Below are 14865 nucleotides of genomic sequence, written 5' to 3'. Positions count from 1 at the left end.
TGGCGACGATGCGGGACGTGGCCGCCCGGGCCGGGGTGAGCGCCAAGACCGTCTCCCGCGTGGTCAACAACGACCCCCACGTGCTGCCGGAGACGCGGACCAGGGTCACCGAGGCGCTGCGCGAGCTGCAGTACGTGCCGAACGCGCTGGCCCGCACCTTCCGTGCGGGTGGCGCGCCGGTCCTGGGCGTGGCGGTGCCGGACATCGCCGACCCCTTCTTCGCCCTCGTCGCCAAGGCGGTCGAGGACGTCGCGGCGGCGCACGACATGTCGGTCGTGGTGAGCAGCCTCGGCTACGACCCCGAGCGGGAGCGGGGAGCGCTGGAGTCGCTCCTGCGCCGGCCGCTCAGCGGGCTGGTCGTCGCGCCGACCTCGCCCGACCAGGGCCACCTCGGCCGGTGGACCTCGCGCCTGCCCGTCGTCTTCGTCGACCGCCCGCCGCGGGGCCTGGCGGCCGACACGATCACCGAGGACGACCACGAGGGCGCGCGGATGGCCACGGCGCACCTGGTCGCGCACGGCCACCGCGAGATCGCCTTCGTCGGGGACAGCCCGCAGGTGCCCACGACCGCTGCCCGCCTCGCGGGTCACCGGGCGGCGCTGGCGGAGGCCGGCCTCGTCGTGCGGGACGAGCTCGTCGCCTTCCGCGACTCCGACGACGCCGCGCCGGGGCGGGTGGTGCCGCGCCTCGCCAGGGCGTCCCCGCCGCCGACCGCCCTGCTCAGCGCCGACGCGCGCACGACGATGGCGCTGGTCCCGGAGCTGGCCGGGACCACCTGGGCCGTCGTCGCCTTCGGGGACTTCCCGATGGCCAACATGCTCTCGCCGGCGCTCACGGTGGTGGACCAGGACCCCGCCGCCCTGGGCCGGCTGGCCGCCGAGCGCGTCGTCGAGCGCCTCGGCGCACCGGAGGGCGCCCCGCCCCGGCGCACCGTCCTGTCCGTCCGGCTCGTCGAGCGCCAGTCGTGCCGGGCCGAGGCCCACGCGGCGGGCCTGTTCCCCTTCTCGGCGCCGGAGCTGGACACGAGCGTCTCCCGGTTCGAGCCGGCGGCGGGAACGGCCTCGCGTCCCGGCCGCCGCTCCTCCGCCTGACCCTCGTCCCCGGTCGCCGCACCACCGCACCCAGGAGGGAACACCGACCGTGACCGCCACACCGCTGCGGGAGACGACCCTGACCGCGCTGCCGGAACGGGTCCAGCGACCGGGCTACGACCGTGCCGCGGCCAGGAGCGGCGTCGTCCACCTGGGCGTCGGCGGCTTCCACCGCTCGCACCAGGCCGTCTACTTCGACCGGCTGCTCGCCCGAGGCCACGGGGACTGGGGCATCACCGGCGTCGGGGTCCTCGCCGCCGACCGCGTGCTCCACGAGGCGCTGCGTGCCCAGGACGGGCTCTACACCCTGGTGCTCAAGCACCCGACCGGGTCGATCGAGCCGGCCGTCGTGGGCTCGCTGCTGCGCCTGCTGCTGGTGGACGACGACCCGGAGACCGTCGTGGCCGCCATGGCGGCGCCGTCGACCCACCTGGTCACCATGACCATCACCGAGGGCGGCTACAGCACCGAGAAGTCCACCGGGCGGTTCCGGCCGGACGACGCCCTGCGCGCCGACCTCGCGGCCGAGCGTCCGCGCACCGCGTTCGGTCTGCTCACCGCGGCGCTGCGCCGGCGTCGCGACGCGGGGACGCCGCCCTTCACGGTGGTCTCCTGCGACAACGTCGAGCACAACGGAGCGCTCGCGCGACAGACCCTGGTCGAGTTCGCCCGCCTGCAGGACGCACGGACGGGGGACGACCTCGCCGGCTGGATCGCCGGGCACGTCGCGTTCCCCAGCTCCATGGTCGACCGGATCACGCCGGTCACGACCGACGACGACCGCTCCCGGCTGGCCGACGAGACCGGCATCGGGGACCGGTGGCCGGTCGTGGCCGAGCCCTACCTGCAGTGGGTGCTGGAGGACTCCTTCAGCGACACCCGGCCGCCCCTCGAGGAGGTGGGGGTCCAGCTGGTCGAGGACGTGCGCCCGTACGAGCTGGTGAAGCTGCGGCTGCTCAACGCCGGCCACCAGGTGATGTCCTACCTGGGCCACCTCGCCGGCCACCGCCGGGTCGACGAGGTCATGGCCGACCCGCTGTTCGTCGAGCTGGTCGACCGGTACGTGCGCGAGGAGGCCACCCCCACGCTGCCCCCGGTCCCCGGCACGGACCTCGCCGGCTACCGGCGCGTCCTCCTCGACCGCTTCGCCAACCCGGCGGTCAGCGACACCCTGGCCCGGAACTGCGCCGAGGGCTCCGAGCGCATCGCCACGTTCGTCCTCCCCGTGGTGCGCGACCAGCTGCGCCTCGGCGGACCGATCGACGTCGCGGCCCTGGCGGTGGCCGGCTGGGCCCGCTACGCCACGGGAGAGGACGAGGGGGGAGGGCGCATCGAGGTGGTGGACGCCCGCCTCGACCGGATGGCTCCGCTGCTGCGGCGCCGGCGGGAGAACCCTGCGGCCGTCCTGGAGCTCGGGGACGTCTTCGGGGACCTCGGCGACGACGAGCGCTTCCGGCGGGCGTACCTGCACGCGGCCGGGCTGCTGGACCGGTGGGGCGCCCGCGGTGCGGTCGCGCACGTCGTCGGTCCGTCGTCCGACCGCCCGCGCTGAGCCCGGGGTCAGCCGCGCAGGCGCACGGACAGGCAGGTCACGCAGCCCTCGAGCTTCTCGAACTCGGTCAGGTCCACGGCGACCACGCGCAGGCCGCGTTCCTCGAGCACGTGCCGGGTGGCCGGCGCGCTCGTGGACATCAGCACCGTGGCGCGGTCGAGCAGGACGACGTGCGAGCCCTCCGCCTCGGGGACGGCGAGGAACGCGGGCCAGACGGCGGGGTCGTCGACCAGGGGCTCGAACCCGACCACCGTGCCGTCCGGCAGCGCGGTGACGCCGGACTTCAGGTGCAGGACGCGGGTGACCGGGACGCCCACCACCTGCGCGCCCAGGGGAGCGAGCAGCGCGGCGAGCTGCGCCAGACCGGCCTCGTCGGTGCGCCCGCCGAGGCCGACCCAGACGGTGCCGTCGTGCTTCAGGACGTCGCCGCCGTCGAGCGTCCCGGGCGCCTCGATCCGGGCGATCCGGTAGCCGAGCGCCGCCAGGGTCTCCTCGGTGCCCGCGGTCTCGGGCCTGCGCTCGTCCGCGCCCGGTCGGGAGACGACCGCCAGGTCGCCGTAGACCACGACCGTGTCCTCCACGAACACCGCGTCGGGGCAGTCGTCGGCGGGCGGGACCTCGACCGTCTCCCAGCCCTCGGCCCGCAGCGCGTCGACGTAGCCCTGCCACTGGCGCAGCGCCAGCCCCCCGTCGACGGGTGTGCGGGGGACGTGGGTGACCAGGCCGTCGGCCAGCCGGGGGCCGGGATGGCGGACCAGGGCGCGCTTCTGCATGCGGGGGATCGTGGCAGGGCGGCGACGGGGCCGACCCCGCGCCGGGGCGGCCCTCAGCCCAGGCGCGCGTCCACGACCGCGACACCGGGTCCCTCCAGCGCGGCGAGGCCGGCCCGTCGTCCCGCCGCCACGAGCAGCAGGTCGACGTCGGGACCGCGCAGCTCGGCGCCGTCGCCGAGGGTCCACCCGGTGTCGGTCGACACCAGCCGCACCCCCGCCAGCCGCTGCGGGCCGCCCATGAACCGGTTCGGAGCGACGTAGGCCAGGCAGTCCGCCACGACGTCCGGAGGCGACACGTGACGCCGACCCAGGGGTCGCGCGATGTCCTGACCGTGCACGACCAGGTCCATGAGCGGGTCCCTCGGCGTGCTGCCGGGGAACCGCCGTGTGGATCCGGCGCTCTCGCGCAGCTGGGCGACCAGCTCCTCGGGGCGGTGGGCCGCCGACCGCTCCGCCGCGAGGTCGATCTCCATCCGGTCGAAGCTGCCCCGCGCGCGCACCGCCGCCCGCAGCAGCCGCGGCACGGTCAGCCGGGTCGTGACCGTGAGGTGGGCGACGACGTCGCGCACCGTCCAGGCCGCGCACAGCGACGGCGCCGCCCACTCGTCGGCGGTCAGGTCGGCGACGAGGTCGGCGACGCGGTGCCGCTCGGCGGCCACCGCCGCGTCGACCTCGGCACGGGACAGGCCGGTCGGGGTGCTCATGGGGGTCCCGACTCCGGCCGCCGCGTGAACTCGTCGGTCAGGACAGGACGGAGGAGGCGTCGTGTTCGAGGTACCAGGTGCGCAGACGGGCGAACCCCTCGTCGAGGCCCACGGCGGGCCGCCAGCCCAGAGCGGCCCGCGTCCGCCGCTGGTCGAACCAGTGGGCGGTCGCCAGCTGCTCGGCGAGGAAGCGGGTGAGCGGCGGGACCGACCGCCGGCGCGTTCCCGCCCAGACGGCCTCCGCGGCGGCGCCGGCGACCCAGGCCGCGCCGAACGGCACCCGGCCGCGCGGCCCCGGGACCCCGGCCGCCCGGCACAGCCGGTCGAGCACCTCGGCGACCGGGCGGGGCTCCCCGTTCGAGACGACCAGCGCCTCGCCGTGCACCGGTCCGCACGCGTCCACGGCCGCGATCAGGGCCGCTGCGGCGTTGTCGACGTAGGTGGTGTCGATGAGCGCCGCGCCCGACCCGATCACCGGCAGCCGCCCGGCCCGCGCCCGCTCGACGATGCGGCCGACGAGCTGGGTGTCGCCCGGGCCCCACACCAGGTGGGGGCGGACGGCCAGCACGGCCAGCGCGGGGGAGTCCGCGGCCAGCGCGTCGAGCTCGGCCACGGCCTTGGAGCGGGAGTAGCGGCCGCGGGCCCGCGCGGGGTCGGCGGGTCCGGCACCGACCCCGACGAGGGCCGTCCCGGCGTGTGCCACCGACGGGGACGAGACGTGCACCAGCCGGCCGACGCCCGCGGCCCGGCACGCGCCGAGGACGGCCCGGGTGCCCTGGATGTTGGCGTGCGCGTACTGGGCCCACGGACCGGTGACGTCGACCTTCGCGGCCAGGTGCAGCACGGCGTCTTGCCCGCGGACGGCCCGCGCGACGACGTCCGGGTCCGCGACGTCCCCCAGCACCTCCGCGCACGGCAGGCCGGCGGGACGACGCTGCAGCACCGTCACCTCGTCCCCACGCCGGAGCAGCCCGGTGGCCGTGGCCCGGCCGAGCATCCCGCTCGCCCCGGTGACCAGCACCCTCACGGTCGGCGGGGGGCTCGTGCGCCGGCCAGCGCCCGCGCGGCCCCGCGGGCGACCTCGCCCCGGTCCACCTTCGACTGGTGCCGCACGTCCACCGGCAGCCGGGAGGTGGTCAGCACCGCGGCCACGTCGACGCCCGCGGCCGCCCGGACGGCGTCGGCGAGCTCCGACCCGGCCAGGGTCGGTCGCGCCGGCCGGCCACCGAGCTGGGGCCGACGTCCGGACGGCACGACGACCACCACGACGACCTGTGCCCCGGCGGGTCCCACGCCGACGGCCGCGGCGGCCGACACGCCGTCGACCGCCTCCACCCGCTGCTCGATCCCGACGGGCGTCACCGGCCCGGCGGCCGTGGGGACCACGTGCTGGAGCCGCCCCTCGATCCAGAGCCGCCCCTGCGCGTCCAGGTGCCCGACGTCCCCGGTGCGGTGCCAGCCGGGGTTCCGGGACGTCGACCGCTCCAGCGCCCAGAGGGCGTCGTAGCGGTCCTTGACGTGCGCGGCCCGCACGCAGACCTCACCCGGGACGTCCGGGCGGTCGGTCGGCTCGCCGTCGGCCCGCCCGTCGGGGGACAGCGGGCTGACCCGCACGTCGACGCCGGGCAGGGGCCGGCCCACGCACACCCCGTCGCCCGTGCCGGCGTCCTCGATGCCGGCGAGCGAGACGTCGGTGACCGGCAGGACCTCGGTCATCCCGTACGGCGTGTGCGGGTCGGCCGAGGGGAGCACCGCCTGCAGCGACCGCAGCAGGGACGCCGGGACCGGCGCGCCGGCGGACATGAGCAGCCGGACCCGGGCCAGGGCCGTGCGCTGTCGCGGCGAGAGGTCCGCCGCCGTGGCCACCACGCGCCGCAGCGCCGCCGGGGAGGCGAAGACCACGGTCGCGTGGACGGCGGCCGCGGCGTCGCCCAGCGCCGCGGCGGTCAGCGAGCCCGGCGCCGTCACGTCGACGTCCGGCACCGCGGACCCGATGCCCAGCGCCGGCCCGAGGATCGCGAACGGCGCGAACGCCGCCACGAACCGGTCGTCGGCGGTGAGGCCGTAGGTGGACCGCACGAGCTCGAGCTGGGCGGCCGCCTGGCGGTGCGTGTAGACGACGCCCTTGGCCGGCCCGGTCGCCCCGGAGGTGAACAGGACGGCGCAGTCGCCGTCCAGCGGCGGTTCGGCGGGCGCCGGTGCCGACCGGCCGAGGGCCTCCAGGTCGGCGAGCGTGGCGGCGGCGCCCAGGCCGCGCAGCGCCGTCCGTCCCACGGGACCCACGGCGGTGCGGGCGCCGGGCAGACCCATGAGGCGGGCCGCGGCCAGACCGGCCCGGCTGCCGACGACGTGGTCGACCCCGGCGCTGCGCAACGCCCGGCGCATCCCGGCCAGCCCGAGGCCCTTGTCCGCGACGACGACCACGCCCCCGGCCCGCCACACCGCGTAGACGGTCGCGGTCAGGTCGGCCGAGGGCTCCACCAGCAGGGCGACGCGGGAGCCCGGGCGGACGCCGGACGCCGCGAACCCGGCGGCGAGGCGGGCCACCCGCCGGGACAGCTGCGACCAGCCGACCGTCGCGCCGCCGACCTCGACGACCGCGGGGGAGTCGTCGTCCGCCCGCTCGTCCAGGGCCGACCACAGCCGGCGGCCGGCCGCCGGGACCGCCGGCCGCGCGGGGGTGCGGACGTCGGTGTCGAGGTCGACCACCCACTGCGCCACGGCCTGGGCGTACTGCGGTGCGTCCTCCGGGAGCAGGTGGGAGGCGCCCTCGTACCGGTGCAGCCGGGCCTGCGGCAGGCGGCCGCGCAGGTCGGCCAGGTACCGCTCGCCGAACACCGGGTCGCGGGGGCCCCACAGCAGCAGCGCCGGGACGTCGAGCGTGCGGATGCCCCCGGCGATCGCCTCCTGCACCGGGCGGGACGGGTGTCCGGGGGAGAACGGGATGTCGGCGACGAAGTCACCGACCGACCGTCGCCGCGCCGGCGAGCGGTAGGGCTCCGCGAAGGCGCGCCGGACGTCGGCGGGCAGCGCCGGCCGGGACAGCGCCGTCGTGGCCCAGACGAACACCGGGGTGCCCACGGTGACCGCGGCGCGCACCCCCGGCGCGGACGCCAGCCGGATCAGGGCCGGCCCGAGGTCGCCCTCGGGCATGGCGACGGCCGTGTTGGCCAGGACGACGCCCTGCAGCTGGTCCCGGTGCTCGAGCGCCCAGCCCAGGGAGATGACCCCGCCCCAGTCGTGGCCGACCGTGACGACCGGGCCGGTGACGCCCAGGACCGCGGTGAGGTCGCCGAGGTCGGCCACCCGCTGGCGCAGGAACCGCGGTCGGTCCAGCCGGTCGGACCACCCCATGCCGAGCTGGTCGGGGGCGACGACCCGCCAGCCGGGTGGGGCGGCGGCCAGCAGCCGGCGCCACAGGTAGGACCAGGTGGGGTTGCCGTGGACGCACAGCAGCGTGCCGACCGGCTCGCGGACGGCGTTGTCGAGGACGTGCCAGCAGTGCTCGGCGCCGTCGGCGTCGGGAACGGTGACGAGCCGGGACCAGGCCGGGTCCAGTCCCGGGAGCGCCGGCAGGGCGGGCGTCGGGTCGGCCGCCCTCACCAGGCGATCTCGAGGCAGGAGGCGTTGAGGCCCGAGCCGATCCCCATGAGCAGCACGCGGTCGCCACTGACGAGTGAGTCCTGCTGGCCGGCCAGCGTGAAGGGGACCGACGCCGGGCCGAGGTTGCCCCGGGTCGGGAACGTCGTCGGCACGAGGGAGGGGTCGATCGAGAACCGGTCGCACATGGCCTTGGTGTGCACCTTGGAGACCTGGTGGACGATGTACCGGCTCATGCCGCGGGCCCAGTCGAACTCACCGGCGGCGTCCGCCCAGAGCTCGTCGGACAGGCCGAGCCCGGCGTCGAGCAGGCCCTTGAGGTCGGTCCGCATCTCGTCGTTGTCGCCCACGCAGAGCTCGTGGTGCTCGCTGCCCGCCCGGCTCGCGGACCCGACCAGGCGGTGCCCCTCCGGGTGCCGGTCGGCGCGCCCGAGGACCATGGCGACCGCGCCCGAGCCCAGGGTCAGGGTCGCGAACTGCGCCAGCACGTCCTTGGACACGGTGTCCGGGCGGTTGAGCCGCTCGAGGGTGCGCTCCTGCACCGGCCGGGAGTCCTCGCCGTTGACGATCAGGGCGTGGTCGACCATGCCGGAGTCGATCATGGCGGCCGCCAACTCCATGCCGTTGACGAAGCCGAGGCAGGCGTTCGTCACGTCGAAGTTCTGGCAGGAGCGCGGCAGGCCGAGCGCGTGGTGCACCGCGACCGCCGTCGAGGGCTCCAGGTACCGGCGGCTCACCGAGGTGTTGACCATCAGGCCGATGGACGACGGGTCGACGCCGCTCTCGCTGATCGCCTTGGCGCCGGCCATGGCGGCCCCGTCGACGAACGTCACGCCGTCGGCCCACCAGCGGCGCTCCCGGATGCCGGCGAGGCGCTCGAGCAGTCCGCGCCGCAGCCCCACCCGCTGGTAGGTCTCCCCGAGCGCGTCGTCAAAGGCGTCGGAGCCGACCACCCGGGTGGCGTCCTCCGTCTGGACGGTCAGGACCGCGGTGTTGGTGAACCTGCGTGTGGCGTTGCTGCTCATCTGTGGGATCCAGTCCTCGGAAGGGCCGACTCCCTGGTCGCGGCCGCCCTCGTTCGTTGCGCACTACCCGTGCCGTACGACGCTATTCCACCAGGTGTACGGCCCCCGGGCGTCGGCCGGCCGCCTGTCCGTGACCGGGTGTGACGTGCACTCACCCACTAGGTTCAGACCCCGGACGTCAGGACCGGCTCAGGGGGTGTGGCACGTGGCGAGATCGGTGCTCGTGACCGGCGGGAACCGCGGTATCGGGCTGGCGATCGCCCGCGCGTTCGCCGAGCAGGGCGACTCGGTGGCGGTGACCCACCGGGGCAGCGGCGCCCCCGAGGGCCTGTTCGGCGTGCAGTGCGACGTCACCGACGCCGAGGCCGTCGACCGGGCCTTCACCGAGGTCGAGGAGCACCAGGGGCCGGTCGAGGTGCTGGTGAGCAACGCCGGCATCACCCGCGACGGGCTGCTCATGCGGATGAAGGAGGAGGACTTCACCGACGTCCTCGACGCCAACCTCACCGCCGCCTACCGGGTGTCCAAGCGGGCCGCGGCGAGGATGGTGCGCGCCCGCTCCGGCCGGATGGTGTTCGTGTCCTCCGTGGTGGGGCTGCTGGGCTCGGCGGGGCAGACGAACTACGCGGCGAGCAAGGCCGGCCTGGTCGGGCTCGCCCGCTCGATCGCCCGCGAGCTGGGCAGCCGGGGCATCACCGCGAACGTGGTAGCCCCCGGCTTCGTCGAGACCGACATGACGGCGCAGCTGCCGGAGAAGCGGCAGCAGGAGATCCTCGGGCAGGTGCCGCTGGGGCGGTACGCCTCGGCGGAGGAGATCGCCGGCGTGGTGCGCTTCCTGGCGAGCGACGCGGCCGGCTACATCACCGGGGCGGTCGTCCCGGTCGACGGCGGACTGGGAATGGGGCACTGATGAGCGGCATCCTCGAGGGCAAGAAGATCCTGGTCACCGGGGTCCTCACCGAGGCCTCGATCGCCTACGCCACCGCGCGCATCGCGCAGGAGCAGGGCGCCACCGTCGTCCTGTCGAACTTCGGCCGGGCGCTGTCGCTGTGCCAGCGGATCGCCAAGCGGCTGCCGCAGGAGGCGCCGGTCGTCGAGCTGGACGTGACGAACACCGAGCACCTCGCGACGCTGGCCGACCGGCTGCGCGAGCACGTCGGCGACACCCTCGACGGCGTCGTCCACTCCATCGGCTTCGCGCCGCAGGAGGCGATGGGGGAGGGCTTCCCCGAGGTGGCGTGGGAGCACGCGGCGACGGCGTTCCAGGTGTCGACCTGGTCGATGGCCTCGCTCACCCAGGCCTGCCGGCCGCTGTTCGGGGAGCGAGCGTCGGTCGTCGGCCTGACCTTCGACGCCACCGTCGCCTGGCCGGTCTACGGCTGGATGGGCGCGGCCAAGGCGGCGCTGGAGTCCACCTCCCGCTACCTCGCCCGCGAGCTGGGCCCCGAGGGCGTGCGGGTCAACCTCGTGGCCGCCGGCCCGCTGCGCAGCATGGCGATGAAGTCGATCCCGGGCAGCGCCCAGTTCGAGGAGGCGTGGGAGGCGCGCGCCCCGCTCGGCTGGTCGGTGACCGACACCGAGCCGGCCGGCAAGGCCGTCGTCGCGCTCCTGTCGGACTGGTTCCCGGCCACCACCGGCGAGATCGTCCACGTCGACGGGGGCTTCCACGCCGTCGGGGTGTGACCTCCACCGCGGGCGTATGAAGGAGCGCGGGAGCCGCATCCCGGCGGCGCCCGCGAGGCGTCGCACCGGGGCGCATCCGTCGGCGCCCGCAGGGAGAAGGAGAACCGTGCCGCTCGCCACCGACGTCGACATCACCCCCGCCGGCCAGCGTCCCGACGAGGACCCGTCGCTCGCCGTCCGCAACAACGGCGGGACGCCGCCGTCCGCCGAGCCCGCGCCGTCCGGACGGCGGGAGGCGCTGCTCGTGCTCGGCTTCGGCGGCCCGGAGGGGCCCGACGACGTCATGCCGTTCCTCGAGAACGTCACCCGCGGTCGGGGCATCCCGCGCGAGCGGCTGCTCGACGTCGCCGATCACTACATGCACTTCGGCGGGGTCAGCCCGATCAACGCGCAGAACCGGGCGCTCACCGCGGCCATCGAGGCCGAGTTCGCCGCCGCCGGTCTGGACCTGCCGGTCTACTGGGGCAACCGCAACTGGTCGCCGTACGTCGAGCACGTCTGGCAGCAGATGGCCGACGACGGCATCGAGCACGTCTACGTCTTCCCGACGTCGGGGTTCGCCTCCTGGTCGGGCTGCCGGCAGTACCACGAGGACGTCGCCCGGGCCCGCTCGGTGTTCACCGGCGCCGCCCCCGGTGGCGGGCCGACCGCGGAGAAGCTGCCGCACTACGGCGACCACCCCGGCTTCGTGCGGGCCAACGCCGAGGCGCTCGCGGCCGCGCTCGCGTCGCTCCCGGAGGACCTCCGGGACACCGCGCGCCTGGTGGCGACGGCGCACAGCATCCCCGACAGCATGGCCGCGGTGGCCGGGCCGGACGGCGGGGCCTACCAGGTCGAGCTGCTGCGCTCGGCGCGGCTGGTGGTCGACGCCGTGGCGCCCGGCCGCGACTTCGACCTGGTGTGGCAGTCGCGCAGCGGCCCGCCGTCGGTGCCGTGGCTCGAGCCCGACGTCAACGACCACCTGCAGGCGCTGGCCGGAGCGGGGGAGAAGGCCGTCGTCGTCTTCCCGATCGGCTTCGTCAGCGACCACGTCGAGGTCGTCTGGGACCTGGACAACGAGGCGAGGGAGACCGCCGAGGAGCTCGGCATGGCCTTCGGCCGCGCGGGGACGGCCGGCACCCACCCGGCGTTCGTGGCGATGGTGCGCGAGCTGGTCGAGGAGCGCCGGTCGGGCACGCCTCCCCGGCTGGGCACCGACTGCCCGGCGCACTGCTGTTTCGTCCGTCGGCCCACCGGCCGCCACCGCGGCCCGGAGCCGTCCCCCGCCTGAGCCGAGCCGCTGCGTCCCGGGTGCCGCTCAGGGGGCGGTGGGCAGCGGCTCGGTCGACCCCGCCTCGAGCGCTTCCCGGACGTGCTCCAGGCCGGCGCGGACCAGGCGCCCGTAGCCGTCGTCCGCGAGCTCGGGATCGACGCCTCCGCCCGTGTCAGGTGCTGCCGCGCGCCGGGCGCGTCGCCGAGCCGGCGGAGGCAGTCGGCGAGGTTGAGGTGCAGCGACGGCAGCAGCCCGCGCACCCGGAGTGCCGCGTCGTACCGCTGTGCGCGCTCGTCGGTGAGGTCGCCGGCTGCCGCCAGGGCCCGCTCGTCCCAGCGCAGCTCCGCGCGGACGTCGTCCTGCAGGTCGGCGAGGAAGTGGGCGAGGGTCACCCGGTGCAGCGGGTCGCCGTCGGGCCCCACCCGCTCCCACACCTCCGTCAGCCGCCGGCGGGCCTCGATGCGCGCACCGCCGCGGCCGAGCTCAACGGCGGCGACGATCTCCGCCATGGTCGCGTCGGGGGCGCTCATCGATCAGCGGTGAGTCACCGCGGGACGGTGTTGTAGGCGGCGGTGACCGCCTCGCGGACGGCGTCCCCGAGCGGGCGCAGCGCGTCGTCCCGGGCCGCGGCCTGCCGGTGGGTGACCGCGCCGCCGGGGGCGTCGGTGAGCGCCAGGTCGAGCACCTTCGCCAGCCGCTGGGCCCGCGCCAGCAGCGACATCGCGACCGGGTCGGTCCCCGGCGGCACCCCCGGCACGTGTGCGGCCTCCGCCAGCCCGGCCAGGAGCGCCGGCACCTCGGGGTGCCACCGGGCCAGGTCGAGCTCGGCGAGCGTGCGGGCCGCGTTCCCGACGGCGAGGTCGAGCGCGCCGGACACCGCGCGCAGCGACCCCTCGACCGGCGGCGGCACCGGCGGGGCGCCGGTCAGGTCGAACGCCGTCCACTGCACCGCCTCCGGGCCCAGCGGCTCGGGCACCAGAGCGACCCGCTCGCCGACGGCGGCCTGCCCGGCCTCCACGGCCAGCTCGGCCAGCCCGGGGAGGCGCGGCAGCCCCCGGACGTCGCCGGGGACCGGCAGCACCAGCCGGACGCGGCGCTCGCCGGCGCCGCGCAGCGCGCTCAGCGCCCAGCCGAGGGGCACGGCCCCGTCGGTGCCGGGCAGTCCGGAGACCCGGTGCGCGGTGTCGCCGACCAGGGCGTCGAGGGCGTCGTCGTAGGAGGTGCGGCCGGTCAGCCAGGCGGTGGCCCAGACCGCGAACCGGCCCGCGGGGAAGTCGTGCACCCGGCGAGGTTATGCCGGGCCGCGGCCGAGATGACGATCCGGTGGAGATCCGTCACAGCGCCGTCCGGATCTGGGAGAGTGAGGCCGTGGAGGCCTGGGTGTTGTGGCTCATCGCGTCGGGCCTGTTCGCGGCCGGCGAGCTGGCCAGCGGCGACCTCTTCCTGCTGATGCTGGCCGGCGGGGCGCTCGGTGGCGTCGGCGTCGCGCTGCTCGGCGGTCCGGTGGTGCTGCAGCTGGCCGCCTTCGTGGTCGTCGCGGCCCTCCTGCTGGCGCTGGTCCGCCCGCTGGCCAAGCGGCACCTGTCCGAGCGCACGCCCGAGCAGCTGGACGGCGTCGCCGCGCTGGTCGGCCGCACCGCGAAGGTCACCCGAGCCGTCGACGGGCACGGTGGTCGGATCCGACTGGGCGCCGACGAGTGGACCGCCCGCAGCCAGTACGGCGGCGAGCGGTTCCCGGTGGGGGCGACGGTGCGGATCCTGCAGGTGGACGGCGCCACCGCCGTCGTCGGCGACGCCCTCGAACTGGAGTGAGCCCCTCCCGTGGGTGACCCGCGCGTCGCAGCGTGACCGGGACGTGCCCGCGAGAGGGCAAGATCAGCGGTGGAACCCGGAGAAGGGAGCGTTCCCGTGACGCCTGCACTGATCGCCCTGATCGTGATCGCCCTGCTGGTGGTGGTCGTCGTCGCCAAGAGCGTGACGATCGTGCCGCAGGCGCAGGCCAAGGTCGTCGAGCGGCTGGGCCGCTACAGCCGCACGCTGTCGCCGGGCCTGTCGCTGCTGGTCCCCTTCATCGACCGCGTGCGGGCCACGATCGACCTGCGCGAGCAGGTGGTCTCCTTCCCGCCGCAGCCGGTGATCACGTCGGACAACCTGCAGGTCGGCATCGACACCGTCGTCTACTTCCAGGTGACCGACCCGCGGTTGGCCACGTACGGCATCGCCAACTACATCCAGGGCATGGAGCAGCTCACCACCACGACGCTGCGCAACGTCGTCGGCGGGCTCAACCTCGAGGGCGCGCTGACCGGCCGCGACGGCATCAACAGCCAGCTGCGCGAGGTCCTCGACGGCACCACCGGCCCGTGGGGGCTGCGGGTGGCGCGGGTGGAGATCAAGGCGATCGACCCGCCGCCGTCCATCCGCGACTCGATGGAGAAGCAGATGCGCGCCGACCGCGACAAGCGGGCGATCATCCTGCAGGCGGAGGGCGCCCGGCAGTCGGCGATCACCACGGCCGAGGGGCAGAAGGCCTCGGCGATCCTGTCCGCGGAGGGCAAGAAGCAGGCCGCGATCCTCGAGGCGGAGGCCGAGCGGCAGAGCCGGATCCTGCGGGCCGAGGGTGAGCGCGCGGCGCTGTTCCTGCAGGCGCAGGGCCAGGCGAAGTCGATCGAGACGGTGTTCCAGGCCATCCACGACGGCAAGCCCGACCAGGGCCTGCTGGCCTACCAGTACCTGCAGACGCTGCCGCAGATCGCGCAGGGCGACGCGAACAAGATGTGGATCGTCCCCAGCGAGTTCAGCAAGGCCCTGGAGGGCCTGGCCAAGCTGGGCGGGGCAGACGGCGACGGGCGGTCCTGGATGGACGTCGACGCATCGGCGAACGGCGCCGGCCGCCCGACCGCCGAGCTGGACACGTCCGGCTGGTTCGAGTCGGCGCTGCCCCGCGCCGCCGACCAGCCCGAGGCGAAGATCGAGCTGACGAGCATCGCCGACACCGCGCCCGCGGTGCCGTCGCCGGCGATGCCGGACACGGCGTCCCTCGCCCGCGCCGCCGAGCACGAGGCCGGTCGGCCGACACCGGGCCCGGACGACGCCCCACCGCGTTCCTGACACGTCCACAGGCATAGGAGGCAATGCACACGTCCCAGGGCGTCGGGGCGTGTGCATTGCCTCCTATGCCCACG

The 14865-nt window shown here is 75.9% G+C and carries 13 protein-coding genes; 7 read left to right on the top strand and 6 right to left on the bottom strand.

Annotation, left to right across the window (positions count from 1 at the left end):
- Positions 1 to 8: 8 nt before the first annotated feature.
- Complete coding sequence (locus ACU610_RS10500) at positions 9 to 1091, top strand: LacI family DNA-binding transcriptional regulator (protein WP_446767653.1); 1083 nt, start codon at positions 9 to 11, stop codon at positions 1089 to 1091.
- A gap of 49 nt (positions 1092 to 1140) precedes the next feature.
- Entirely contained in the window at positions 1141 to 2643 is a 1503-nt protein-coding gene (locus tag ACU610_RS10495) for a mannitol dehydrogenase family protein (protein WP_446767652.1), read from the top strand.
- Between the two features lie 8 nt (positions 2644 to 2651).
- On the opposite strand, the gene ddaH is transcribed toward ACU610_RS10495, so the two are convergent.
- From ddaH to ACU610_RS10470, 5 genes are read right to left on the bottom strand one after another with little or no spacing between them, the layout of a single operon-like run.
- Positions 2652 to 3416 carry a dimethylargininase gene (gene ddaH, locus ACU610_RS10490; protein WP_446767651.1) on the bottom strand — a complete coding sequence of 255 codons (765 nt, stop codon included), beginning with the start codon at positions 3414 to 3416 and terminating at the stop codon, positions 2652 to 2654.
- Between the two features lie 53 nt (positions 3417 to 3469).
- A complete protein-coding gene (locus tag ACU610_RS10485; protein WP_446767650.1) occupies positions 3470 to 4120 on the bottom strand; it encodes a maleylpyruvate isomerase family mycothiol-dependent enzyme in 651 nt (216 codons plus the stop codon).
- A gap of 37 nt (positions 4121 to 4157) precedes the next feature.
- Complete coding sequence (locus tag ACU610_RS10480) at positions 4158 to 5147, bottom strand: NAD-dependent epimerase/dehydratase family protein (protein ID WP_446767649.1); 990 nt, start codon at positions 5145 to 5147, stop codon at positions 4158 to 4160.
- A complete protein-coding gene (locus tag ACU610_RS10475) occupies positions 5144 to 7723 on the bottom strand; it encodes an alpha/beta fold hydrolase (protein ID WP_446767648.1) in 2580 nt (859 codons plus the stop codon). Before ACU610_RS10475 ends, ACU610_RS10480 begins: the two co-directional genes overlap by 4 nt.
- Positions 7720 to 8745 carry a 3-oxoacyl-ACP synthase III gene (locus tag ACU610_RS10470; RefSeq protein ID WP_446767647.1) on the bottom strand — a complete coding sequence of 342 codons (1026 nt, stop codon included), beginning with the start codon at positions 8743 to 8745 and terminating at the stop codon, positions 7720 to 7722. Before ACU610_RS10470 ends, ACU610_RS10475 begins: the two co-directional genes overlap by 4 nt.
- A gap of 205 nt (positions 8746 to 8950) precedes the next feature.
- Here ACU610_RS10470 and fabG point away from each other — a divergent pair, with 205 nt between their 5' ends.
- The 3 genes from fabG to ACU610_RS10455 all read left to right on the top strand — a co-directional run bounded on the left by fabG (position 8951) and on the right by ACU610_RS10455 (position 11698).
- The gene (gene fabG / locus ACU610_RS10465; RefSeq protein ID WP_446767646.1) at positions 8951 to 9655 is read left to right on the top strand and encodes a 3-oxoacyl-[acyl-carrier-protein] reductase; all 705 of its coding nucleotides are present in this window, start codon (positions 8951 to 8953) and stop codon (positions 9653 to 9655) included.
- Positions 9655 to 10428, top strand: coding sequence for an enoyl-ACP reductase FabI (fabI, locus tag ACU610_RS10460; protein ID WP_446767645.1), 774 nt, complete (start codon positions 9655 to 9657; stop codon positions 10426 to 10428). Before fabG ends, fabI begins: the two co-directional genes overlap by 1 nt.
- A gap of 106 nt (positions 10429 to 10534) precedes the next feature.
- Positions 10535 to 11698: a ferrochelatase gene (locus ACU610_RS10455; RefSeq protein ID WP_446767644.1), complete on the top strand. Its 1164-nt coding sequence runs from the start codon at positions 10535 to 10537 to the stop codon at positions 11696 to 11698.
- A gap of 526 nt (positions 11699 to 12224) precedes the next feature.
- On the opposite strand, the gene ACU610_RS10450 is transcribed toward ACU610_RS10455, so the two are convergent.
- The gene (locus ACU610_RS10450) at positions 12225 to 12962 is read right to left on the bottom strand and encodes a hypothetical protein (protein WP_446767643.1); all 738 of its coding nucleotides are present in this window, start codon (positions 12960 to 12962) and stop codon (positions 12225 to 12227) included.
- Positions 12963 to 13003: 41 nt separating this feature from the next.
- Between ACU610_RS10450 and ACU610_RS10445 the strand changes: the two genes are divergently transcribed.
- Both ACU610_RS10445 and ACU610_RS10440 read left to right on the top strand, forming a co-directional pair.
- A complete protein-coding gene (locus tag ACU610_RS10445) occupies positions 13004 to 13492 on the top strand; it encodes an NfeD family protein (RefSeq protein ID WP_446767642.1) in 489 nt (162 codons plus the stop codon).
- 96 nt (positions 13493 to 13588) lie between these two features.
- A complete protein-coding gene (locus tag ACU610_RS10440) occupies positions 13589 to 14791 on the top strand; it encodes an SPFH domain-containing protein (RefSeq protein ID WP_446767641.1) in 1203 nt (400 codons plus the stop codon).
- Positions 14792 to 14865 lie beyond the last annotated feature (74 nt).

This window comes from Geodermatophilus sp. URMC 61 (genome assembly GCF_052931555.1).
The sequence above is the reverse complement of the archived record's forward strand: the minus strand, read 5'-3'. Positions and strand labels throughout refer to the sequence as shown.